The organism is Streptomyces sp. NPDC085900 (assembly GCF_044540925.1).
Lineage (GTDB): Bacteria > Actinomycetota > Actinomycetes > Streptomycetales > Streptomycetaceae > Streptomyces > Streptomyces gilvifuscus.
This window is the reverse complement of sequence record NZ_JBITSP010000020.1, coordinates 61,698-84,823: the sequence shown is the minus strand read 5'-3', so window position 1 is coordinate 84,823 and position 23,126 is coordinate 61,698. Positions and strand designations below refer to the sequence as shown.

Below are 23,126 nucleotides of genomic sequence, written 5' to 3'. Positions count from 1 at the left end.
TAGGGCAGGCGGCGGGGGCTTTCCGCGATGAGCGTTGACGGGCGGGACGAGTCACTCGGCGACGGTGACGCGGACGACGGCGCCACGCCACAGGTGCCGCTTCAGGGGGGACGCCCCTCCATTCCGGCCCAGGCCGGGGAACCCGTCGAGGGCAGCGTCCCGGCCCAGCGCGACCGGCGGGAGGACAGCGGCGTCCTGCCGCCGCCGAGGGACCTGCCCCCCTCCGACGCCGATCTGATCGAGCGGATGCGCTCGGGCGACGACAGCGCGTACGAGGCGCTGTACCGGCGTCATGCCGACGCCGTGCGCCGCTACGCCCGCACCTGCTGCCGCGACGGCCACACCGCCGACGACCTGACCGCCGAGGTCTTCGCCCGCATGCTGCAGGCGGTGCGCAGGGGGCACGGCCCCGAGCACGCCGTACGCGCGTACCTGCTCACCTCCGTCCGGCGCGTGGCCGCCGACTGGACCAAATCCGCCAGGCGTGAGCAACTCGTCGACGACTTCGCGGTGTTCGCCGCGCAGGCCGCGCGTTCGTCCGAGGTCGCCGACCACGACACCCTGGATCTCGGCGCCGACGTGCGCGCCCTGCACGAGGCCGAGCAGTCCATGGCGATGCAGGCCTTCCGGTCGCTGCCCGAGCGCTGGCAGGCCGTGCTGTGGCACACCGAGGTCGAGGACGAGTCGCCCAGCGAGGTCGCCACGCTCTTCGGGCTGGACGCCAACGGCACGCGCGTGCTCGCCTCCCGCGCCCGCGAGGGCCTCAAACAGGCCTATCTGCAGGCACACGTCAGCGCCACCCTCGTGGCCGACGAGGAGTGCGCCCGCTACGCCGACCGGCTCGGCGCCTACGCGCGTGGCGGCCTGCGCACCCGTGCGGAGCGCGGGCTGCGCAAGCACCTGGAGGAGTGCGCCAAGTGCCGGCTGGCCGCCGGTCAGATCAAGGAGGTCGCCGGCGGCATCCCGGCGGTCGTACCGGTCGCGGTCATCGGCTGGTTCGGCGCGGCCGGGTACGCCAAGGCGCTGGGCCTCGTCGCCGGTTCGGCCGCCGGAGCCGGTGCGGCGGGCGCGGGTGCGGCCGCGGCGGCCGGTGGCGGCTCGTCCGGCGGAGCGGGCGCGGGCGGCGGTGCGGCGGCCTCGGAGGGGCTGGGCGCGCCGGTGAAGGCCGGCATCGCGGCCGGCGTCGTCGCCATGGCCGCCGCCGCGGTGGCCCTCGCCCTCGTCGGCAACGACAGCCCCGCCAGAAAGCCCGACGCCAAGCCGCCCGTCTCCTCGCCGGTCGTGCGGCCGCAGTCGCCGAAGCCCTCGACGAAGCGGCCCGAGCCGGAGCCCCCGGCGATCGTGCCCGCGAACGCCCCCACCCCCGCGCCGACCCCGACACCCCGGCCGACGGCCAAGCCGACGCCGAAGCCCACTCCGCCACCGGCGCCGAAGCCCAAGCCGACGCCGACGTCCGGGCCGAAGCCCACGCGCCCGCCCACCCCCGTACCGACTCCGCCTGCGCCGCCCACCCCGGCCGTCTACGAGTGGAGCGAGCTCGCCTACGACGTCAGCGGCGACGGCACCGAGCCCGAGATGCGGATCGGCCAGAGCAGCTGGGTGTGGCAGCGCTACGGCCTGTCCGTCGACGACAAGCGGTACGCCCACGGGGTGAGCGTGCACGGCCGCTCCTCCGTCACGATCGGCCTGAACCGAGACTGCACCGCCTACGACGCCCTGGTCGGCATCGACGACGTGACCCTGGGGCTCGGCAAGGTCTACTTCTCCGTCTACGCCGACGGCACCCGGCTGTGGCAGTCGGGCCTGGTGGAGGCCGGTGAACCGGCGGTCCCGGTCCATGTGAACCTCGCCGGGCACCGGACCGTGCGGCTGGTCGTCGAACCGCGCAACGGCTTCGACGCGCTCACGCTCGCGGACTGGGCCGAGTCGAGGTTCACCTGCTCCTAGGCACGGTCCCGAGTCGGGGTTCACCTGCTCCTAGGCCGGGTCGGCCGAATTGCCGCGCAGGGCCTCGTCGAGGTCGGCGAACAGTTCTCCGGAACCCAGGGCGGCGCCCGCCGCGTACTCCGTCTCCCACCGCCGGTCGCCCAGCGCGGCGCGGGTGGCCGTCTCCGCGCGCTCGGCCTCGGCGCCCTCCGGAGCCAGGCGTGGATGACCGTCCCGCAGCCGGTCGGCGGCCGCCAGCAAGCGGGCCACGCGCGCGTGGTCGCCGAGGTCGGACAGCACGACCGCCGTGCCGTCCAGAAGCGTCGCCGTGACCGCGTCGGCGCAGCGCCGCTCCACCGACTCCCGGACGGTGTCGACCAGTTTCGCCAGTCCCAGCCGCGGACCCGACTCGACGACCGTCACCATCGCGTCGACCGCGTCCAGCATCACCATGAACTGCGGGGGCGGTGATCCCCGTTGGGTCTCCGCCCGGGCCGCCTCGCACAGTTCGCGCGCCCGGACCGTGTCCTTGTCGTCCAGGGCGAGATGGGCCCGCATGAGCAGGACGAACGCCCGGGAGTCGGCCACGCCGTAGCGGTCGGCGGCATCCGAGGCCTCGTCCAGCGCCCGCACCGCACCCGGCCGGTCGCCCGCGCGGTAGGCGAACTCCGCGAGCCGGGCGATCAGGAACGGCGTCTCGGCGTACGCGCCCACCTCGTAGGCCAGGCGCAGCGCCTCCTCGTACTCGCCCTTGGCCTCCTCGTACCGGGCCCGCGCCATGGCCGCCTCGCCGGCCGCGCTGCACACCTGGGCCCTCATCCACCGGTCGCCGACGCGCCGGCTGATCGTCCGCAGCTCGGCGAGGTCCTCGTCGACGCCCTTCATGCCGCCCGGCGAGTCCACCGCCATGTGGGTGCGGAACATCAGGGCGACGCCGACCGCCCAGTCGTCGCCGTGGGCACGGCAGTTGGCCACGGTGACGTTCATGGCGGCACGCACCTCCTCCCAGCTGCTCAGGACGAAGGCGGTCACCGGCCAGACGAGCCCGGGGAAGCGGGCCGACTCCGGGCCGCCCGGCTCGAAGAACGCCCGCACCCGGGTGGCGTACGCGCGCAGTCCCTCGTCCGGGTTGGCGTCCATCGGCTCGGCGTCCGACTTGAGGAAGAGGTGGAGCATCCGGAGGTTCATCCGGAGGGTGTGCAGGGGGCCGGGCTCCTCGCCGTCCGGGGCGGCCAGGCAGGCGTCCACGGGGTCGACCGAGGTGTCGTACGGGTCCACGCCCGCGCCCAGGCGCACGGCCCGGTCGACCCAGCTCGTCGCCTCGTGGCGGTAGTTGCGCAGCCACCAGAACCAGCCCATGGCCAGCGTGAGGGCGCCGGCCTCCTCCTCGGCGCCGGAGGCCAGGGCGCGGTCGAGGGCGGCGCGGATGTTGTCCAGCTCGGTCTCCAGGCGGGATATCCACGGGAGCTGGCCGGCCGAGCGCAGGCGCGGCTCGGCCTCCGTGACGAGCGCGCGCACCCACGCGCGGTGCCGGCGCTCGGCCTCGGCGCGCAGTTCGGGGACCTCGGCGGCGCGCTCCGCGGCGTACTCGTGGATGGTCTCCAGCATGCGGTAGCGCATGGTGCCGGAGCCGCTGTCGTCGTACGGGTTCGCGTACGGGGCGGCCACGATCAGGGACTTGTCGACGAGCGCGCCGACCAGGTCGGCCGCGGGGCCGGTGCACACGGCCTCCGCCGCCTCCAGGTCCCAGCCGCCGGCGAACACGGAGACCTCGCGCAGGACCGTCCGCTCGCGCTCGTCGAGCAGGTCCCAGGACCAGTCGACGACCGCGCGCAGGGTCTGCTGGCGGGGCAGGACCGTGCGGCTTCCGGAGGTGAGGAGGCGGAAGCGGTCGTCGAGGCGGTCGGCGATCTGCCTCGGGGTGAGCAGCCTCAGCCGGGCCGCGGCCAGTTCGATGGCGAGCGGCAGGCCGTCCAGGCGGCGGCAGATCTCCTCGACGGCCGCCCGGTCGCGGAGCGCGGTGTCCGCGTCGGGGTGGACGGCGGACGCGCGCTCCTCGAAGAGGCGCCGCGCCTGGTCGGGGACGAGGGGCTCGACCGGGCGCACCGACTCGCCGGGGACGCCCAGGGGTTCGCGGCTGGTGGCGAGGATCGTGAGCCCCGGGCAGTGGGTGAGCAGCGTCTCGGCGAGGGCGGCCGCTGCTTCGATGACATGTTCGCAGTTGTCAAGGATCAACAGTTCGCTGCGCGGGGCGCAGTACTCGACGAGCAGGGCGAGCGGGTCGTCCTGCGGGGCCGTCAGCTCGGTGGTCAGCAGCACGGTCTCGCGCAGGCCGAGCGCGCTGACCACCGCTCCCGGCACCGCCTCGGGGCGGTCGAGCGGCGCCAGTTCGACCAGCCACGCCTGCGGAAGCCCGGCGGCGGCCTCCTCGGCGAGGCGGGTCTTTCCCGAGCCGCCCGGTCCCGTGAGGGTGACCAGCCGTGCCCTGTGCAATTCGGAACGGATGGCGTCGATCTCCGGTTCCCGGCCCACGAAAGAGGTAAGCCGCGGACGCAGGTTGCCGGTGCGGGTGGGGGGTTGTGGGCGGCCGGGCGGCACCGGTGGCTCAGGACGGGACTGGACCTGCGGTGACGCGAGGAGTTCGGCGTGCAGCGCCCGGAGTCCCGGGCCCGGGTCGGTGCCGAGTTCTTCGGCCAGGGCCCGGCGGGTGGACTCGTACGCGGCGAGGGCGTCCGCCGTGCGACCCGTGTCGCGCAGGGCGCGGATGAGGAGGGCGTGCAGCGGTTCGTCGTACGGGTGCGCGGTGGTGAGTTCCCTCAGCCGCGGTACGGCGGTGTGGGCGCGGCCCAGCCGCAGGTCCACGTCGACGCGGGCACGGGTCGCCTCCAGGTGGAGGGCGTCGGGACGGGCGGCGGCGGTGCGGTCGGGGAGGTCGGCGAGGGCGGGGCCGCGCCACAGGGCGAGGGCCTCGTCGAGGACGTCGGCCGCGGTGCCGGCGTCGTCCCGGGCCAGGGCCGCGGTGCCCTGGTGGACGAGGTCCTCGAAGACGTACAGGTCGACGTCCTGCTCGGTGGCCGTGAGCCGGTAGCCGCCGGGGGCGGAGGTCACGGCGTCCTTGCCGAGGGCGCGGCGCAGGCGGCCGACCAGGGCCTGGAGGGCGGCCGGGGCGTCGTGCGGCGCGGCGTCCGTCCACACCTCGGCGATCAGGGTGTCGGGGGTGGCGACCCGGCCGGGGCGCAGGGCCAGCGCGGTCAGCAGGGCGCGCAGACGGGGACCGGGAACGGGCACGACGACGCCGCGCTCGTCCTCGGCCTGGGTGACGCCCAGAATCTTGTACCGCACCGGATCATTGTGGCCGGGAGGCACGGGAGGGGCACGGCGTTTGCCGGGCCGGGGGTGTCAGGCACCGCCGGCGAACGACCGCGCGTCGCCCGGGGGGGGCCTGGAAGAGGCCGCACATGGGGCGGGCAGGGAAGGCGGGTCGGCCGGGGCGGGCACGGGACGCGCCTCGGCGGGGCGGGAAGGGTAAGCGCCTCGCCCCCGAACGAGCACGGAACACGCCTCACGCGGGGTGGGCACGGCACCCGCGCCGCCGGGTCGGTCCAGCACAGGGCCCGCCCCGCCGACACCCGCACAGAACCCGCCCCACCCGGAACGGAACCGAAAGCCCCACGCCCCGGGCGGGCACAGAACACGCCCCGCAGAGACGGGACAGGACCGCCCCGCCGAGATGGGCACAGACCACTCCCCACGCAGGGCGGGCACGACACGCGCGCCGCCGGGTCGGGCCTGCCAGAACACGCCCTGCCGAGAGGGGCACCCGCCCGCGCCGCCGGGTCAGTCGTGCACAGGACGCGCCCGCCGAGACCGGCAGAGAACCCGCCTCACCCGGAACGGGGGCGGAAGCGCCCCGCCCCGAACGGGAACCGAAAGCCCCTCGCCCCCCGCGAACACAGGCCGCGCTCCTCCGGGTCACCCCCTCACGCGACCCCCGCCCCGCCCCCCGATGCCAGCGCGCCCCTCTTCGGGTGGATGCCTGCGGGTACCGCGCGTTGGCGGGCCGGGGTGCCTGTCCAGCAGGTGCCTCGGCGGGACAGGAGGCGGCGCAGCCACAGTTCGAGGGAGACCAGGTCGGCCAGGCCGTCGAGGGGCAGCGGCTCGCCCTCTGCCGCGGCGCGCAGGGCCTTGCGGACGACGCGGGCCTCGACCAGGCCGGCCTCCGCGAGGAGGGGCGTGCCGAACAGGGCCATCAGGGAGTCCGTGGAGACCCGCAGGCCGGTGCGGGCCGCGACCGCCGCCGGGGCGTGGGAGGGGGCGCCCCAGCCGGGCGGGAGGTCGCGTACACCGGCGCCCTCCAGGACCGTGCGGAGGATGGCCGCGCGGGCGCCCGGCTGGACGCGCAGCGCCTCGGGCAGGGCGCGGCAGGCGCGGACGACCTGGTTGTCGAGGAAAGGGGCGTGCAGGCGTTGGGAGCGGATCTCGGCCGCCTGCTCCAGGACGCGGATGTCGGCGGCCTGGCGGGCCAGCGCGGCACGCGCGCGATGGTCGCCGGGGCGCTGGCCGGGACCGATGCCCGAGCGACTCGTCGACGCCTGCAGGCGAACCGATACTTCAGCCAGGGCCTCGCCGGTCAGCCAGCGTGCGGCAGGGCCCGGCCTGGCCCAGGCGAGGGCGGCCAGGGACGCCCCGACGGCCCCGCCGGGCTCGTCGAAGCGGCGCTGCAGGAGGCGTTCGGCGAGCAGTTCCAGGCCCGCCCCGTACGGGGTGCGGGCCAGCCGGCGGGCCGCGCCGTACACGCGCGCGGGGACGAACACCGAGCCGTCCGCCTTGGCGAGCGCGGCGACGGGGCGCACGAGGTGCCGGCGCTTGCGGTCCATCAGGAGGTCGGCCAGGCGGGCCGGGTGGGCGTCCAGGACCTGGCGGGCTCCGTAGCCGGTGAGGTGGTCGGCGCTGCCGGAGGCCAGGCGGGCCCGGTGCCTCGCGGCCGTCACCAGGGACTGGCCCGGCTCGTCGGTCAGGGGGCCGTCCAGGTCGGCGTAGGGCAGGGTCTCCTCGCCGCCGGTCACGACCACGTGGTGCAGACGGGGGTTGGCCGCGAGGGTGCCCGCGCGTTCCAGTTCCGCCTCGCGGCCGCCGACGGCCAGGTCGTTGAAGGTGACCGCCAGGAGGCGTTCCCCGGCGCCCGTGCCGTGCCCGAGGACGGTGCCCGGCATGCCCGGCAGGCCCGCGGCGAGCAGGGCGAGCGTCCCCGACGCCGGGCCGCCGGAGAGGTCCGCGCCGATCCCGGCGACCGGCATCCCGCGCGCGGCGCGGCGTTCGGCGGGACCCATGCCGGGGACCGGGCCGGGGTCTATGTCGGCGCCCGGGACGTGCCGCGGCGCCGACAGACGCGCGCGTACCGCCTCCACCAGCGCGTCGCGTACGGCGTCCACCGCGCTGTCGGGGTCGGCCGAGGGCGCCGCCACGGCGAGGGAGGCGACCGGCTCGTAGCCGGCGATCTCGCGCGCGCCGGTACGCAGGATCAGCGCGTGTCCCGGCGGAATGCGCCGTACGCCGTCGTAAGGGGTGGAGTCGTGCAGCGCGGCCGGGACGTCCGGGGCGGCGAGGAGGGCCGCCAGATGGCCGAAGTCGAGGTTGGCCTCGATGAGGTCGGCGAGGGGGAGCGCGGCGGTCGCGTAGGCCGTGCCGCCCGCCCACGGGGTGTAGAAGACCGGGCGGGCACCTGCCAGATCGCCGCAGACGGTGATGCGGCGGCCCACCTGCACGATGGCCGTGTAGCTGCCCGGCCAGGCCGTGAGATGACGCAGTGCGCCCCCGCGCGCGGCGAACAGCGCGACGCGCAGCTCTTCGTCGGAGGCGCCGCAGGTGCCCAGGACCGCGATCCGGGTCTGCGGGTCGGCCCGGACCACCCGCACCTCGTCGGGTCGCCAGTCGCCGACCGCCCACAGCGGATCGGGGTCGCCCCAAAGAAGTTGGGAGCCGACCGGGTGCACGGTCTCGCCGTCGCCTCCCGTGGCCCCCGCGGTACCGATGCCGGCTGTCGCCGGGGCGGTGCTGCTCCATCCCACCAACCACCGCATCGACGCCTCCACGGACTGTGGACAACCAGTGCACCGTACGAACCGGTTCACCATGCTGCCATGAAGAAGGCGCGGTGGAAGGGCCGTGGAGCGGCTTGTGATCCCCGGAACGCGCCGGGGCGCTCCCCCGCACGGGGGCGATCGGGCGGCCCGGACACCCCCGCCGACCAGGGGGACTGCGACGTGAATGCGCCCCCGCTGTGCGCCCCGAAAACGCCGTTCGCGCCCTCAAGTACCGTGGTGGGAGCCGTAATCGCCGTCTGAATGCGGGGTCGATTTTCAGCCAAATTGGCGACGCGGGGACAGGTGTGGACACGCTCTGTACATGCTTTGCACACCGTCAACTCCTGCGCGCAGCCCGGGAGACGGAGTTCGCCTCCCGGACCGGTCCGCCACCCGCGGGGATGGAGGTGGCGGTGTCCCCCAGCCCACTGGATCCAGTACAGCGGGCCGACCCACGCACGACCCATGGAACCGCTCCCCCGATGGCCGGAGTAGAGCGCACGGGCGGGCGCACGGCCACACAGCCGGAGCACGGCGCAACTGCGCGTATCGGACCCGTACTTCAGTACGGACCACAATCCCGCCATCCGGAACAATGCCCCTTAACGCTTGGGATGCGGCGAACTACGCTGGGTTTACGAATGCCGCGTGGTTATGCCAGCGCGGCAGCCGTCTGTGTCGAGGGGTGGCGCATGTCCAGGGAGCAACGCGGGCCGAACGAAAAACTCGGCGCCGTTCTCGCCCTCGCGGGAATCAGCAACGCAGGCCTCGCACGTCGCGTCAACGACCTTGGCGCACAGCGTGGTCTGACACTTCGCTACGACAAGACGTCGGTGGCGCGCTGGGTGTCGAAGGGCATGGTGCCGCAGGGTGCCGCGCCCCACCTCATCGCGGCCGCGATCGGCCAGAAGCTCGGCCGCCCGGTGCCGCTCCACGAGATCGGTCTGGCGGACGCGGATCCCGCACCCGAAGTGGGCCTCGCCTTCCCCAGGGACGTAGGACAGGCGGTGCGGTCGGCGACCGAGCTGTACCGCCTCGACCTCGCCGGGCGCCGGGCCGGCTCCGGCGGCATCTGGCAGTCGCTGGCCGGATCGTTCGCAGTAAGCGCGTACGCAACGCCCGCCTCACGGTGGCTGATAACCCCGGCCGACAGTTCGGTGGCGCGCGAGGCGAACTCCGCGGAGGGCTCGGGCGCACCGCTCAAAGTCGGCCACAGCGACGTGCAGAAGCTGCGGGAGGCCGCCGAGGACGCCAGGCGCTGGGACTCCAAGTACGGAGGCGGCGACTGGCGTTCGTCCATGGTGCCCGAGTGTTTACGGGTGGAGGCGGCACCGCTGCTGCTCGGCTCGTACTCGGACGAGGTGGGCAGAGCGCTGTTCGGCGCCTCGGCGGAGCTCACGCGGCTCGCCGGGTGGATGGCGTTCGACACCGGGCAGCAGGAGGCCGCGCAGCGGTACTACATCCAGGCGCTGCGGCTCGCCCGGGCCGCCGCCGACGTGCCCCTCGGGGGCTATGTGCTGGCATCGATGTCGCTCCAGGCGACCTATCGCGGCTTCGGCGACGAGGGCGTCGATCTCGCGCAGGCCGCGCTGGAGCGCAACCGCGGACTGGCCACCGCCCGCACCATGAGCTTCTTCCGGCTCGTCGAGGCGCGGGCACACGCGCGTGCGGGAGACGCGCAGGCGGCGGGCGCGGCCCTGAAGGCGGCGGAGGGCTGGCTGGAGCGGTCCCGGGAGGGCGACAACGACCCGTCCTGGCTCGGCTTCTACTCCTACGACCGGTTCGCCGCGGACGCCGCCGAGTGCTACCGCGACCTGAAGGCGCCACGTCAGGTACGGCGCTTCACCGAGCAGGCGCTGTCGAAGCCGACGGAGGAGTTCGTGCGCTCGCACGGGCTGCGACTCGTCGTCTCGGCGGTCGCCGAGCTGGAGTCGGGCAACCTCGACGCGGCGTGTGAGCAGGGCGTACGGGCGGTGGAGGTCGCCGGGCGCATCTCGTCGGCGCGCACCACGGAGTACGTGAAGGATCTGCTGCACCGGCTGGAGCCGTACGGGGACGAGCCGCGGGTGGTGGAGCTTCGGGAGCGGGCCCGGCCCCTGCTGATGGCACCGGCGTGAGGAGCCCACTCCGGCATTGCGGTTCCGCGCGTTTGAAGTGACTGTCAGTGGCGCAGTGCACTATCTGTAGCGGGAGGTGGTGCAGGTGCGTGCCGAGGTCGCGTACGACTGTGACGTGCTCGTGATCGGTGGGGGGATCGTCGGGCTGTCCACCGCGTATGCGATCACGCGGGCCGCGCCGGGCACCCGGGTGACCGTGCTGGAGAAGGAGGGCGGCCCGGCCCGGCATCAGACGGGGCGCAACAGCGGGGTCATCCACAGCGGGATCTACTACCGGCCCGGGTCGCTGAAGGCGCGGTACGCGGTGCGGGGCGCCGCGGAGATGGTGAAGTTCTGCGCGGAGTACGGCATCGCGCACGCCGTCACCGGAAAGCTGATCGTCGCCACCGACAAGGCCGAGCTGCCGCGCCTGCACGCGCTGGTGCAGCGCGGCCGGGAGAACGGGATTCCGGTACGGGAGCTGGGCGCCCCGCAGATCGCCGAGTACGAGCCGGAGGTGCGGGGGCTCGCGGCCATACACGTCGGGACGACCGGCGTGTGCGACTTCGTCGGCGTGGCCCGCCAGCTGGCGCACGGCTCGGGAGCGGAGATCCGGTACGGCGCCCGGGTCGAGCGGATCGACCGGCGGGCCGGGCTGGGGGTCGCCGTGCGCACCCGGACCGGCGACGTCGTCCGCGCGCGGGTGCTGGTGAACTGCGCCGGGCTGTACTGCGACGAGGTGGCCCGGATGACCGGGGACGACCCGGAGATGCGGATCGTGCCGTTCCGGGGCGAGTACTACGAGCTGGCGCGGCCCGAGCTGGTGCGGGGACTGGTCTACCCGGTGCCGGACCCGGCGTTCCCGTTCCTCGGAGTGCATCTCACACGCGGGATCGACGGGGGCGTGCACATCGGGCCGAACGCGGTGCCGGCGCTGGCCCGAGAGGGGTACGGCTGGGGCGTCGTACGGCCGCGGGAGCTCGCGGGCACGCTCGCGTGGCCCGGGTCCTGGCAGCTGGCCCGGCGGCACTGGCGGTACGGGGCCGGAGAGCTGCGCCGGTCGGTGTCCAAGGCGGCCTTCACGACGGCGGTGCGCAGGCTGCTGCCCGCGGTGACGCCGGACGACCTGGTGCCGACGGCCGCCGGTGTGCGGGCGCAGGCGGTGCTGCGGGACGGGGCACTGGTGGACGACTTCATGATCAAGGAGGGGCCGCGGGCGGTGCACGTGCTGAACGCGCCCTCACCGGCGGCCACCGCCTCGCTGCCGATCGGCCGGGAGGTGGCCAGGAGGGCGCTGACGATGCTGGGATCGGTGTGAGGCCGCAAGGGTGAGGCCGCAGGCGTGAGGACGCAGGTGTCGAGACGGTGGAGACGCCGGTATGCGGCCGCATCTGTGAGGACGCCGGGGTCGGGGCCGGCGTGAGGCCCAGGGTGCCGGGCGGTCCGGGCGGGCGGCCGTCCCCGTAAAATCGACCCCACTGTGTCTGACTCCCACAATGCCCCCGAAGCCACCCGGCCCGCCGCTCCCGCCTCCGCGGAGCCCGCCGGGCAGCCCGCGCACGTCCCCGGTGTCTCCGTCCGGCACACCAGGGCCAAGGGGGAGCCCCGCTTCCCGGACGGGCCCAGGGCCGACCCCGCCGGCTCGCACTTCGAGCGGCGGATCCGGAGCTTCCAGCCGCGGCGCAGCCGGGTGACCGCGGGGCAGGCGGACGCGCTGCAGCGGCTGTGGCCCAAGTGGGGGCTGGACATCGACGGACAGCGCGTCATCGACCTCGCGGAGCTCTTCGGCAACGACAACCCCGTCGTCCTGGAGATCGGCTTCGGGATGGGCGAGGCCACCGCGCAGATGGCCTCCGCCGACCCCGGCACCAACATCCTCGCCGTCGACGTGCACACCCCCGGCCAGGGCAACCTGCTCAACCTCGCCGACCAGAACGGACTGTCCAACGTCCGGGTCGGCAACGGCGACGCCATCATCCTGCTGCGCGAGATGCTCACGCCCGACGCTCTGGACGGGCTGCGCGTGTACTTCCCCGACCCCTGGCCGAAGAAGCGCCACCACAAGCGGCGGCTGATCCAGCCGGAGTTCCTCGACCTCGTCGCCACCCGGATCAGACCGGGCGGGATCGTGCACTGCGCGACCGACTGGGAGCCGTACGCCGAACAGATGCTCGAAGTCCTCACCGCGCATCCGGAATTCGAGAACACGCGGTCCGACGGCGGTTTCTCGCCCCGTCCGGACTTCCGGCCGCTGACCCGTTTCGAGGGCCAGGGACTGGACAAGGGACATGTCGTGAACGACCTGCTCTTCCGTCGCGTACAGCACCACAACCAGCCCCCCACAGGCGCCTGAGGCTCCCGCGGTCAACGCGATACGCCATCGCGGGCGGCGCCTTCGCTCGTTAGGGTCAATGCCGTGGCCACCTTTCCCCCGTACCCGACCTACCCGCCGCAGCCACCGCACCCCGGTGCTCCGGCGGGCAGGGCGCTCGGGCACGCGCACTGGTGGCAGCGCAGGGGGGTGCGCTACGGGGCGCTCAGCACGCTGCTCGCACTCTCCGGGCTGGTCATCCTCGCCCTGGTGCGCCAACAGACCGGCACCGAGGGGTTCCTGGTCGGGCTCGGCCTCGCCGTCCTGCCCGTACCGCTGCTCATAGCCGCCTTCCGATGGCTCGACCGGGTCGCCCCCGGCCCCTGGCGGAACCTGCTGTTCTCCTTCGCCTGGGGGGCCTGCGCGGCGGCGCTGATAGCGATCGTCGCCAACAGTTTCGCGACCAGATGGATAGCGACGGCGACCGCGGACCCGTCGAGCGCGGACACCCTCGGCGCGACCGTGATAGCGCCGGTCGTCGAGGAGTCCGCCAAGGCCGCCGCCGTCCTGCTCGTCTTCCTCTTCCGCAGACGGGACTTCACGGGCATCGTCGACGGGGTGGTGATAGCCGGCATCACCGCGACCGGCTTCGCGTTCACCGAGAACATCCTCTACCTGGGCACCGCCTTCGGCACCGACCAGCTCACCGGCGACCGGGGCATCGCCTCGGTGACGGCGGCGACCTTCTTCGTGCGCGTCATCATGTCGCCGTTCGCGCATCCCCTCTTCACCGTCCTGAGCGGCATCGGCTTCGGCCTCGCCGCGACGGCGGCCGACCGGCAGCACGCCCGGCGCGTCCTGATCCCGCTGTGCGGCCTGCTGCTCGCGATGGGCATGCACGCCATGTGGAACGGCTCGTCCACGTTCGGCGAGTTCGGGTTCTTCGCCGTGTACGCCGTGTTCATGGTGCCCGCGTTCGGGCTGCTGACCTGGCTGGTCATCTGGACGCGCCAGCGTGAGCTGCGCACCGTGCGCGAGGAGCTGCCCGCCTACGCCGCCGCGGGCTGGCTGACGCCGGCCGAGCCGTTCGCGCTGGGTTCGATGCGGGCGCGCCGGCTGGCCCGCGACTACGCCGCCCACCACTACGGCAAGCCGGCCGCGCAGGCGGTCCTGCAGTACGAGGCGTACGCGACGTCGCTGGCGTTCCTGCGGCACCGGGGGCGCCGTGGGCGGGCCGGCGCCGACTTCTCCGTACGGGAGCGGGAGTTGCTGGCCGAGCTGTGGAACCGGCGGGAGATCGCGGGGCCGGCACTGGGTTACGCGGCGCGGGCGACGGCCCCGCCGGTACCGGTGATGGCACCGCCGTGGCCGATGCCCGGCGCGTACGGCGCGTACGGCTACCCCGGGTACCAGGCGGGGTCGTATCCCGCGTACAACCCGTACCAGTCGTAGAACTCGCCGAGAGCTCGGCACCGCCGACCCGACGCGCCGGCGGCGGCTCGGTCAGGCCGAGGCGTCCGTCAGACGGGTGATCTCCGCGTCCGTCAGGGTCAGGTTCGCCACGTCCAGCAGGGCCGGGAGCTGTTCCGGGGTGCGGGCCGAGGCGATCGGGGCGGCCACCGTCGGCTGGGCCGCGAGCCAGGCCAGGGCGACCGTGGCGACCGGGGCTCCGTGCGCCTCGGCGACCTCGTCGAGGGCCGCCAGGACCTTCCGGCCGCGCTCGGTCTGCAGGTGCTTTCCGGCGCCCGCGGCCCGCGCGCCCTCGACCTTCGTACCGGGCCGGTACTTGCCGGTGAGGAAGCCGGAGGCCAGGGCGTAGTAAGGGACAGCGGCCAGGCCCTGGCGGGAGGCGAGGTCCCGCAGGGGGCCCTCGTAGGTGTCGCGGGAGACCAGGTTGTAGTGCGGCTGGAGGGCGACGTACTTGGCCAGGCCCTCGCGGTCGGAGAACTCCAGGGACTCGGCGAGGCGCTCGGCGGAGATGTTGGACGCGGCGATCGCCCGCACCTTGCCCTCCCGCACCAGCTCGTCCAGGGCGCCGATGATCTCCTCGACGGGCGTCTCCGGCTTGTCGAAGTGGGTGTAGTAGAGATCGATGCGGTCGGTGCCGAGGCGGCGCAGCGAGGCCTCCGCTGCGGCCTTGATGTTGGCGGCCGACAGGCCCGGGAACTCGGGGTGCTGGCTGACCTTCGTGGCGACCACGACGTCGTCGCGGTTGCCGCGCGCCGCCAGCCACCTGCCGATGATCGTCTCGGACTCGCCGCCGCTGTTGCCCTCGACCCAGGCGGAGTAGGAGTCGGCGGTGTCGACGAAGTTGCCGCCCGCCGCCGTGTAGGCGTCCAGGACGGCGAAGGAGGTGGCCTCGTCGGCCGTCCAGCCGAAGACGTTGCCGCCGAGGGAGAGCGGGAAGACCTCGAGGTCGGAGTTGCCGAGCTTGCGAAGAGAAGTCATGTCCTACGTCAACGAAGACCCCGGAGAGCGGTCTTCCGGAACGGCCGCAAACTTCCCGTAAACAATCGGAGGCAGCCGTTCCGGGGACGTGCGGATCGTCAGGGGTTCAGGCCCTTGCCGCGCAGCCACGTCATCGGGTCGATCCCGGTGGCCTGGCCGTTCGGGTGAACCTCGAGGTGCAGGTGCGGGCCGGTCACGTTGCCGGTGGCGCCGACGCGGCCGATGACGTCACCGGTGGCGACCTTCTGGCCGACCTTGACGCTGATCGACGACTGGTGGCAGAACCACAGCTCGGTGCCGTCGTCGAGGGTGAGGATCGTGCGGTAGCCGTACGACCCGGCCCAGCCGGCCTCGGTGATGGTGCCGCTGTGGATGGCCTTGATGAGCGTGCCCGTCGGGGCGGCGAAGTCGAGACCCGTGTGGTAGCCGGAGGACCACATGGAACCGGCCTGGCCGAAGGTGCCGGTGATCGTGTACGACACGACCGGCAGCTTGAACTGCTTGGCCAGCTCGGCCAGCCGCGCCTGCTCTTCCTTCTTCTTGGCCTCGGCCTCCGCCTTCTGCTTGGCGTCGGCGGCCTTGGCGGCGGCGTCCTGCTCCGCCTTGGTGGCAGCGGCGTCGACCTGCTTGGCGAAGGACGCCTCGGTGACCGCCTGGGCCTTGCTGTCGACCTGGACCTGCTGCGCCTCGGCCTGCGCCATGATGCGGTCGCGCAGCGCCTCGCCCGCGTCCTTGGCGCCCTCGGCGGTGTCCTCGGTGGTCACGCCGACGCTGCTGAGCGCCGTGGCGGAGCCCTTGGGGGCCGCGTCGTCGCCGAACACATGGCTCACGGAGGCCAGGTCGGGCATCGAGATGGAGACCGGGGGCTTGCCGGTGTTGGCGCTGGCCATGCCGCCCGCGCCGACGGCGGCTATGACACCGACGCCGAGAACCGTGGAGCTGCGGGCCAGCCCGCCGCCGCGCTGCTTGGCCACGCGGTGCTTGCCCCGTACCGGGCGTATGGACTCCGCGGTGGGATTCCACTCCTCCCACTGGCCCTCGTCGGTGCGGGGGGCGAAGCCGAAGGGCTCGGTGCTCGGCACGAACGGTGCTGCCGGGGCAGGCGGGTTGGACGCCACGTGGGCGTGCTCCTTTCCTTCCTTCTCGCCTACCGGGTTAGCTGACGGGTTCGGAGCAGGAAGGTCTCCTACGCGCGTATACCGGCCGTGGGTCCACGGTGGCATCCGCGCGATTCACCCCAGGGTGGTGGTTCCCCGGTTCCCTTGCGGGATTCGGCGCGTGCGCACGGAGCCGCCTCTTGTGACGGCTGGGACGACCGCGCTGCGTTATCGAACGTTAATAGACCCGGGGTGTGGATTCCAAGCAGTTCGGCTTGATCATTAACGTTTCCGGGCTGGACGTACAGGTCCATGACCGGCGAAAAACGGGCGAGTTGACCCCTTCTCGGGATCTTCACAGCGACTGACGGTTCGTCAGTTGTTATGCGGAGGGCGGCCATCCGATCACCTGGCGTGACGCCGTACGGCGAGCATCGCCATGTCGTCCGTCGTGCCGTCCCCGGTGTGCCGGTGCACCTCCTGGGCGAGGGTGGCGATCAGCCCGGCGGGATCGGGGAAGGCCCGGCCCTGAAGGCTCGCCGCGGGATCGTAGAACTCCCCGTGCCGGTCCCGCGCCTCGCACAGCCCGTCGGTGTACAGCAGCAGTGTGGCCCCGCCCGGGAAGCGGGTCTGCTCCGCCCGGTCCGGCCAGGCGCCCAACTCCCCCATGCCGAGCGGCAGTGCGGGCTCGCGGGCGGGCAGCGGACGCACCGTCCCGCCGGGGCACAGCAGCAGCGGGGGCGGATGGCCGCGGTTGACGATCCTGACGACGCCGTCGCCGTGCGGAAGCTCGGCGAGTACGGCGGTGGTGAAGCCCTCGAAGGCGTCGAGACCCTCGCGCCGGCTGCCCTCGCGGGCCAGCGCCCGGTCCAGCCGCCCGGCGACCGCTTCCAGCGTCGCCTCCTGCTCGGCGGCCTCCCGGAACGCCCCGATCACGACGGCGACGGCCGCCACCGCGCCCATCCCCTTCCCGCGCACGTCGCCCACCACCAGCCGCACGCCGTACGGGCTGTCCTGCACCGCGTACAGGTCGCCGCCGATGGACGCGTCCCGCTGCGCCGCCTCGTAGCGTGCCGCGATGGTGAACGTGCCGATCCGTTCGGCCGGGTCGGGCAGTACGGCACGCTGGGCGGCCTCGGCGATCGCGCGCTGCGAGGCGAGCTGTTCGTCGCCGCGGCGCACGAGAGCGTTGATGAGCACGGCCAGCGCGACCACGGTCGCCACCGTCACCAGCTCCGTGAGCGCGTCGATGTGCAGCAGGATGCCGAGCCGGCTGTGGAGCAGCAGGACGACCAGCACGCACGCGACACCGGTGAGGATCGTGCCCCGGCGGGAGTAGAGCGGGGCGGCGACCAGGGGCGCGGCGGTGAAGAGGGGGGCCGCGCTGAACTCGGCCGGGGTGAAGTAGTCGTAGAACGCCCCGGCGACGAGCAGCAGTGCCGGGAGCATGCGGACGAAGGTGCGCGCGTACGAGATCGGCCCCTCCTGCTCCACACTTCAAGGGTTGCCGGAGCGGGGACGGCGGGCGAGCGGTGAGGGCCGATGGGGGGAGGCACCGCCCAGGGGGAGCCCCGCCCAGGTGAGAGACACCCGGGGGAGGAAACACCGAGGGCCGGAACCCGTTTCCGGATTCCGGCCCTCGGCCTTCAGTAGCGGGGACAGGATTTGAACCTGCGACCTCTGGGTTATGAGCCCAGCGAGCTACCGAGCTGCTCCACCCCGCGTCGTTGTGACTCCAGTGTACGCCATCCGCGGGACGCCCAGCACCAGGGTTTCGATCCGCCCCCTTCACCTGCGGTTTTCAGCCGCCCAGCAGATGGGTGTTCGGCGCCTTGGCCGATGCCTCGTGCTCCTCCAGCAGGACGACGTCCACCCCGGCCGCCGCCAGCAGCCCGTTCCCGTCGGCCTCCTCGACGAAGGTGTCGGGCTCCCGCCAGGCCGTCACCACCCGCCGGACCCCGGCCTCCAGGATCAGCCGGGAACACGGCTTCGGCCGGGACGCGCGCCGCGCGCAGGGCTCCAGGCTGCTGTAGACGGTCGCGTCAGCCAGCCGTGGATCGGCCGGGTCGATCTTCGCGAGCGCCGCCTCCTCGGCGTGCACCGTGGGGTCGCCGGCCTCGCGCGAGTGGCCGCGGGCGAGTTCCGTGCCGTCGGCGGCGACGACCACCGCCCCGACGCTGAAGGCCGTCCGCGAGGGCGGGCACTGGTCGGCCAGTGCGCAGGCGAGCCGCAGCCAGTGGTGGTCGGCGGCGGAAGGGACCCGACCCCTGCCGGGTGCGGTGGGCTCGTAGCGCATCAGCACCACGTCCTCGATACGGCGGCAATCCACCAGTCTGAGCCGACCTCCCTGGTAGCCGCCGGGCCCGAACAGCCGGGGCGCCTTCTCGTCGCCCACGAACACCGGGGCCAGCACCAGCTGCAGCTCGTCCGCCAGCCCCTGGAGCAGCAGCTGCGTGTGGATGGTGCCGCCGCCCTCGACCATCAGGCGCTCGACACCGCGTACGTCGTGCAGGTGCTCCAGGAGGCGGCGCCAGTCGAGGCCGGGGCCCAGGGAGACGACGTCGGCGGCGAGGCCGAGGTCGGCGGCCCGCCGTGCGCCGTCATCGGTCGTATAGAGCACCTTCTCACCGCCGGTGTGCCAGAACTTCGCCGTCGGGTCGAGGTCACCGGAGCCGCTGACGGTGACCTTGAGGGGGTACTCCGGCTTCCCCTCGGCCGTGCGGGCCGCGCGCCGCTCGGGCGAGTTGACCAGCAGGCGCGGGTTGTCGGCGCGGATCGTGCCGGCGCCGACCAGGATCGCGTCCACGGACGCCCGTACCTCGTCCACCCGGTCGAAGTCGGCCGGGGACGAGAGCAGCAGCCGCTCGGGGCCGGTGTCGTCGAGGTAGCCGTCGAGGGAGACGGCGGCGGACAGCAGGACGTGGGGGTACGGCATCGGGCGTGCTCGCTCTCGGAGGCCGGGGACGCTGGGTAAGAGGACGCTTGGGTAAGAGGACGCTTGGCAAAGGGGATGCTTGGTTAAAGTTTGAAACAAACCTACACTGGTCGTATGAAGACTCGCTGGCTCACCGGCAAGGAGCAGCGCGCCTGGCGCGCGTACATCGCGGCGACGCACCTCCTGGAGGACGCGATCGACCGCCAGCTCCAGCAGGACGCCGGCATGCCCCATCTCTACTACTCCATCCTCGCCAACCTCTCCGAGGCGCCGGAACGCAAACTGCGGATGACCGATCTCGCCGAGAAGTCGAAGATCACGCGCAGCAGGCTGACCTACGCCGTGACGCGGCTGGAGAAGGACGGGCTGGTCCGGCGCGAGGACTGCCAGTGGGACAAGCGGAGCAGCTTCGCGACCCTCACCGACGAGGGGATGGCGGTCCTGGAGCGCACGGCGCCGGGGCATGTGGAGACGGTACGGGCGGCGGTGTTCGACCACCTCTCCGAGGAGCAGGTGGAGCGGCTGGAGGAGATCAGCTCCGCGATCGTGCGCGCGCTGGAGGGTGCGGAGACGCCGCGGCCGACCTCCGACGAGGTGCCGTGGCGGCGGCGGTCGTCGCCGTGCTCGGGGTCCGGGTCGGGCTCGGGGTCGGGCTCGTCGTAAGGGCACTCCCGTGAACTTCCCCGCGTGAGCCGGGTCGCAAATCTGTTGCTTCAAATTTAAAGCACGGGTAGGGTTCCAGCCGTGGATCTGCTTCAAATCTGAAGCAGCACTCCGCACGGTCCTGCACCCGGACACAGGAGAACCCCCATGCCCGACTTCCCCGCCGCCACGCCGCGCTCCCGCGTCCGGGTGCCGCTGCGCTTCGACGACGGCTACAGCGTCGACGCCGAACTCGTCACCTTCCACGGTCTGGCCGACGGCCAGGAGCACGTCGCCGTCGTCCTCGGCGACCCGGCCCCCGGCACCCTCCCGCTGGTCCGCCTGCACTCCGAGTGCCTGACCGGCGACGTCTTCGGCTCCGCCCGCTGCGACTGCGGCCCGCAGCTGCGGGAGGCGGTCGAGCGCATCGCGGTCCGCGGCGGCGTGCTGCTCTACCTCCGCCAGGAGGGCCGCGGCATCGGCCTCTACAACAAGCTCGACGCGTACGACCTGCAGGACCAGGGCCTCGACACGTACGAGGCGAACGCCGCCCTGGGCCTGCCCGAGGACGCCCGCGACTACACGGCCGCCGCCCAGATGCTGCGGTCCCTCGGCGTCACCGAACTGGACCTGCTGTCCAACAACCCCGACAAGGCCGGGCAGCTGCGCGACCTCGGCATCACGGTCCACGACCGTGTCCCGACCGGCGTCTTCACCACCGCCCACAACGTCCGCTACCTGCGCGCAAAGGTCCTCCAGACCCAGCACACCCTCCCCCTGTCCGAACTGACGGACCGCGCCACGACCGAACTGACGGAACTCAACGCGGGCTGAGGCCGCGCGGCGGGGGGCGGGTGCGCGGGCGCGGCGGACGCGCGGGCGGGGGGCCGCCCCCGCGGGGCCACCGCGGCGCCGGCGGAGCCGGCAGGCGGGCGACACCGGCGCACGTGTGAGGGGCCAACCAGCAGGCCCCACCGCCACACCGGCAAGGGGAGAGCCACCCGGCGACACCGACGCACGTGTGAGGGGCCGGCCACGAGCGCCGCTGGCGCGCGGGCGAAAGACCGGCCCACCGGCCCCGCCGACAGACCGGCGAAAGGGCGACACGTCGGCGACACCGACGCACGGGTGAGAGACCCGCCCCCAGGCACCACCAACACACCGGCCAGCAGGCGCCCACCGACCCCCGGCAAGACACCAGGCCCAGGCACCTCGTATGCCCAGTGGGCCGGAGCCGCCGGTCTCGTCGGCGCGCCCGCCCGCCCCCGTCGGCGACCCTCACCCCCAGCCCCCGCTGCAGCCGGACGAGCCGTACCGCGGCGCGGTGCCGCATGCCGCGCCGCCTTCCGCATGCCGCCACGCCAGGCGAGCCGACGCCCCCGGCGCGGTGCGGTGGGCTGCGCCGTCGCGGTCGGGCAGCCGGGGACCGCGGTGCCGTTCACGAAGCTTCCACGCTCAAATTCCGTGCTGTTGGCGGGAGTTGACGTACTCTCCTTCCGGAGAAGGGCCGTCCGCCGCCGGCCCGTGGGTCCACCGGCCGGCCGGGGCGGCGAATCGACGCCCCGTCACGCGCGCGTTCTCCGCAGCCATCCGAATCGACTCAGGTCCGGGATCCCTTGATGACCACACACAGTGACAGACGCGGGTACGCGTCCCGCCTCCGCCGTCCGGCCCTGCTGGCCGCGGTCGCCGCACTGGCCGCCGCGGGCGCGACGACCGTACCGGTGACGGCGACGGCCGCCGACGCCTCCGGCCGCCCGGCACCCTCGCTGGAACGGGCCTTTACTGCCGCCGCCGACGCGTACCACGTGCCGCGCCAGGTGCTGCTGGCCGTGTCGTACCAGGAGTCCGCCTGGGACACGCACCCCGGACAGCACAGCACGGACGGCGGCTACGGGCCGATGCACCTCACGGACGTGACCCCCGCCATGCTGGCCGCGGGCCCAGCGGGAGCCGCCGGACGCGGCGATCTGGCGCAGCTGGCCGCCGACCCGGCCCTGCACACGCTGAGGGCCGCCGCGAAACTGACGGGCCTGTCCGCCGAGACGCTGCGCACCGACCCGGCCGCCAACATCCGCGGCGGCGCGGCCCTGCTCGCCGAGTACCAGCGGAAGACGACCGGCGGTACGTCCACCGACCCCGGCAACTGGTACGGGGCGGTGGCCCGTTACAGCCAGTCCTCGCAGCGCCAGGGCGCCGCGGCCTTCGCCGACCGCGTCTTCGCGTCCATACGCAAGGGAGCCGCCCGCACCACCTCCGACGGCCGGCGCGTGAGCCTGGCGGCCGACAGCGGCGTCCGCCCCGCGACCGGCCAGCTGGCCGCCCTGCACCTGAAGTCGGCGGCCGCCACGGACGTCGAGTGCCCGCCCACCCTGGACTGCACCTTCGTCCCTGCGGCGGCCTCCAACGGCCAGGTCTCGAACCGCCCCGCGAACGGCATCAAGATCGACACCGTCGTCATCCACGACACCGAGAGCTCCTACGACGCCGCCATCAAGACCTTCCAGCAGGCGGGCGGCGCCGCAGCGCACTACGTGATGCGCTCCGCCGACGGCGCGGTGACGCAGATGGTGCCCACGAAGGACCTCGCCTTCCACGCGGGCAACTACACGGCCAACATGCACTCGATCGGCATCGAGCACGAGGGCTACGCCGCGCACGGCGCGACCTGGTACACCGAGGCCCAGTACGAGGCCACGGCCGAGCTGGTCGAGTACCTCGCCGCCCGGTACGACATCCCGCTGGACCGCGAGCACATCATCGGCCACGACAACGTCGCCGGGCCGAAGTCGTCCCTCGTCTCCGGCATGCACTGGGACCCGGGCCCGTCCTGGGACTGGAACCACTTCATGAACCTGCTCGGCGTCCACACCGGCCCGCACGGCGTCGGCCCCGTCGGCTCGGTGGTCACCATCGCGCCCCGGTTCGAGGACAACCTGCAGACCGTCCAGATCTGCCCCGCCGACGACCCGACCGGCGCCACCACCGCCTGCACCGAGACCCAGCAGCCGTCGAACTTCGTCTACCTGCGCACCGATCCGTCCGACACCGCCCCCCTCTTCGGCGACCAGGCCGTCCACCCGGGCGCGGCCGGCACCGACCGGATCAACGACTGGGGCGGCACCGCGGCGGCCGGCCAGCAGTTCGTGGTCGCCGACCAGGACGGCGACTGGACCGCGATCTGGTACAGCGGCGCGAAGGTGTGGTTCTACAACCCGCACGGCTGCAACACCGCACCCGCCCACGGCGTTCAGGTGATCACCGCGGCCGGCACCTCACCGGTGGCGGTGTACGGCTCCGGCTACCCGGACGCCGCCGAGTACCCCTCGGGCCTGTCCCCCTCGACCCAGGCCCCGCTGAGCATGTACACGGTCCCCGCCGGCCAGGCCTACGTGGCGACCGAGCCGCCGTCCCCCACGCAGGACTTCTTCCCGTCCAGCGGCACGGTCGTCACCGGCGCCAAGTCGATGTACACCATCCAGTACAACCACCGGGTCGCCCTGGTCTACGCCGGGGACGTCACCGCGGCCGCGGGATGACCGCCGACTGAGGCGGAGCACAGATGAGCCCCAGGTCGTGAACTGCTCG

General features: G+C 73.5%; 14 protein-coding genes, 1 tRNA gene and 1 riboswitch. Of the genes, 8 read left to right on the top strand and 7 right to left on the bottom strand.

The window, feature by feature from the left end; all coding sequences use genetic code 11:
- Positions 1–27: 27 nt before the first annotated feature.
- Positions 28–1,947 (top strand): sigma-70 family RNA polymerase sigma factor, encoded by a 1,920-nt coding sequence (locus tag ACIGDI_RS41590; protein WP_399907821.1) that lies wholly within the window; start codon positions 28–30, stop codon positions 1,945–1,947.
- A 30-nt stretch (positions 1,948–1,977) separates the two neighbouring features.
- Here ACIGDI_RS41590 and ACIGDI_RS41585 read toward each other — a convergent pair whose 3' ends face one another.
- Both ACIGDI_RS41585 and ACIGDI_RS41580 read right to left on the bottom strand, forming a co-directional pair.
- Positions 1,978–5,268 carry an ATP-binding protein gene (locus tag ACIGDI_RS41585; protein ID WP_399907820.1) on the bottom strand — a complete coding sequence of 1,097 codons (3,291 nt, stop codon included), beginning with the start codon at positions 5,266–5,268 and terminating at the stop codon, positions 1,978–1,980.
- Positions 5,269–5,906: 638 nt separating this feature from the next.
- The gene (locus ACIGDI_RS41580; RefSeq protein ID WP_200704621.1) at positions 5,907–8,006 is read right to left on the bottom strand and encodes an asparagine synthase-related protein; all 2,100 of its coding nucleotides are present in this window, start codon (positions 8,004–8,006) and stop codon (positions 5,907–5,909) included.
- A gap of 695 nt (positions 8,007–8,701) precedes the next feature.
- Here ACIGDI_RS41580 and ACIGDI_RS41575 point away from each other — a divergent pair.
- The 4 genes from ACIGDI_RS41575 (at position 8,702) to ACIGDI_RS41560 (ending at position 13,868) form a co-directional block, all read left to right on the top strand.
- Positions 8,702–10,126 carry an MFS transporter gene (locus ACIGDI_RS41575; protein WP_200704622.1) on the top strand — a complete coding sequence of 475 codons (1,425 nt, stop codon included), beginning with the start codon at positions 8,702–8,704 and terminating at the stop codon, positions 10,124–10,126.
- A gap of 76 nt (positions 10,127–10,202) precedes the next feature.
- Positions 10,203–11,423, top strand: coding sequence for an L-2-hydroxyglutarate oxidase (lhgO, locus tag ACIGDI_RS41570; protein WP_399907817.1), 1,221 nt, complete (start codon positions 10,203–10,205; stop codon positions 11,421–11,423).
- A gap of 162 nt (positions 11,424–11,585) precedes the next feature.
- Positions 11,586–12,458, top strand: a complete 873-nt coding sequence (gene trmB, locus ACIGDI_RS41565) for a tRNA (guanosine(46)-N7)-methyltransferase TrmB (protein WP_272179040.1) — start codon at positions 11,586–11,588, stop codon at positions 12,456–12,458.
- 63 nt (positions 12,459–12,521) lie between these two features.
- Positions 12,522–13,868 (top strand): PrsW family intramembrane metalloprotease, encoded by a 1,347-nt coding sequence (locus ACIGDI_RS41560; RefSeq protein ID WP_399907814.1) that lies wholly within the window; start codon positions 12,522–12,524, stop codon positions 13,866–13,868.
- A gap of 51 nt (positions 13,869–13,919) precedes the next feature.
- On the opposite strand, the gene ACIGDI_RS41555 is transcribed toward ACIGDI_RS41560, so the two are convergent.
- From ACIGDI_RS41555 to ACIGDI_RS41535, 5 genes are all read right to left on the bottom strand, one after another.
- Positions 13,920–14,864 carry an aldo/keto reductase gene (locus ACIGDI_RS41555; RefSeq protein WP_399907812.1) on the bottom strand — a complete coding sequence of 315 codons (945 nt, stop codon included), beginning with the start codon at positions 14,862–14,864 and terminating at the stop codon, positions 13,920–13,922.
- Positions 14,865–14,962: 98 nt separating this feature from the next.
- On the bottom strand, positions 14,963–15,982 hold the full coding sequence (locus ACIGDI_RS41550; RefSeq protein WP_399907810.1) for a M23 family metallopeptidase: 1,020 nt from the start codon (positions 15,980–15,982) through the stop codon (positions 14,963–14,965).
- An 11-nt stretch (positions 15,983–15,993) separates the two neighbouring features.
- Positions 15,994–16,151: riboswitch (cyclic di-AMP (ydaO/yuaA leader) on the bottom strand.
- A gap of 215 nt (positions 16,152–16,366) precedes the next feature.
- Positions 16,367–17,410 (bottom strand): PP2C family protein-serine/threonine phosphatase, encoded by a 1,044-nt coding sequence (locus ACIGDI_RS41545; protein WP_399907838.1) that lies wholly within the window; start codon positions 17,408–17,410, stop codon positions 16,367–16,369.
- Positions 17,411–17,611: 201 nt separating this feature from the next.
- Positions 17,612–17,685 (bottom strand) — tRNA-Met (locus ACIGDI_RS41540).
- A gap of 77 nt (positions 17,686–17,762) precedes the next feature.
- Positions 17,763–18,896, bottom strand: a complete 1,134-nt coding sequence (locus ACIGDI_RS41535) for a dihydrofolate reductase family protein (protein ID WP_399907808.1) — start codon at positions 18,894–18,896, stop codon at positions 17,763–17,765.
- 114 nt (positions 18,897–19,010) lie between these two features.
- Here ACIGDI_RS41535 and ACIGDI_RS41530 point away from each other — a divergent pair, with 114 nt between their 5' ends.
- From ACIGDI_RS41530 to ACIGDI_RS41520, 3 genes are all read left to right on the top strand, one after another.
- On the top strand, positions 19,011–19,559 hold the full coding sequence (locus ACIGDI_RS41530; protein ID WP_399907806.1) for a MarR family winged helix-turn-helix transcriptional regulator: 549 nt from the start codon (positions 19,011–19,013) through the stop codon (positions 19,557–19,559).
- Positions 19,560–19,706: 147 nt separating this feature from the next.
- Positions 19,707–20,372: a GTP cyclohydrolase II gene (ribA, locus tag ACIGDI_RS41525; RefSeq protein ID WP_399907804.1), complete on the top strand. Its 666-nt coding sequence runs from the start codon at positions 19,707–19,709 to the stop codon at positions 20,370–20,372.
- A 785-nt stretch (positions 20,373–21,157) separates the two neighbouring features.
- The gene (locus tag ACIGDI_RS41520) at positions 21,158–23,077 is read left to right on the top strand and encodes an N-acetylmuramoyl-L-alanine amidase (protein WP_399907802.1); all 1,920 of its coding nucleotides are present in this window, start codon (positions 21,158–21,160) and stop codon (positions 23,075–23,077) included.
- The last annotated feature ends 49 nt before the right edge of the window (positions 23,078–23,126 follow it).

Excerpts from the sequence above, each read along its gene's own strand:
- ACIGDI_RS41580 (WP_200704621.1), bottom strand. The coding sequence starts at position 8,006 with ATGCGGTGGTTGGTGGGATGGAGCAGCACCGCCCCGGCGACAGCCGGC.
- ACIGDI_RS41575 (WP_200704622.1), top strand. The coding sequence starts at position 8,702 with ATGTCCAGGGAGCAACGCGGGCCGAACGAAAAACTCGGCGCCGTTCTC.
- ACIGDI_RS41545 (WP_399907838.1), bottom strand. The coding sequence starts at position 17,410 with ATGCTCCCGGCACTGCTGCTCGTCGCCGGGGCGTTCTACGACTACTTC.
- ACIGDI_RS41530 (WP_399907806.1), top strand. The coding sequence starts at position 19,011 with ATGAAGACTCGCTGGCTCACCGGCAAGGAGCAGCGCGCCTGGCGCGCG.
- ACIGDI_RS41520 (WP_399907802.1), top strand. The coding sequence starts at position 21,158 with ATGACCACACACAGTGACAGACGCGGGTACGCGTCCCGCCTCCGCCGT.
- ACIGDI_RS41590 (WP_399907821.1), top strand. The coding sequence starts at position 28 with ATGAGCGTTGACGGGCGGGACGAGTCACTCGGCGACGGTGACGCGGAC.
- ribA (WP_399907804.1), top strand. The coding sequence starts at position 19,707 with ATGCCCGACTTCCCCGCCGCCACGCCGCGCTCCCGCGTCCGGGTGCCG.
- ACIGDI_RS41535 (WP_399907808.1), bottom strand. The coding sequence starts at position 18,896 with ATGCCGTACCCCCACGTCCTGCTGTCCGCCGCCGTCTCCCTCGACGGC.
- ACIGDI_RS41555 (WP_399907812.1), bottom strand. The coding sequence starts at position 14,864 with ATGACTTCTCTTCGCAAGCTCGGCAACTCCGACCTCGAGGTCTTCCCG.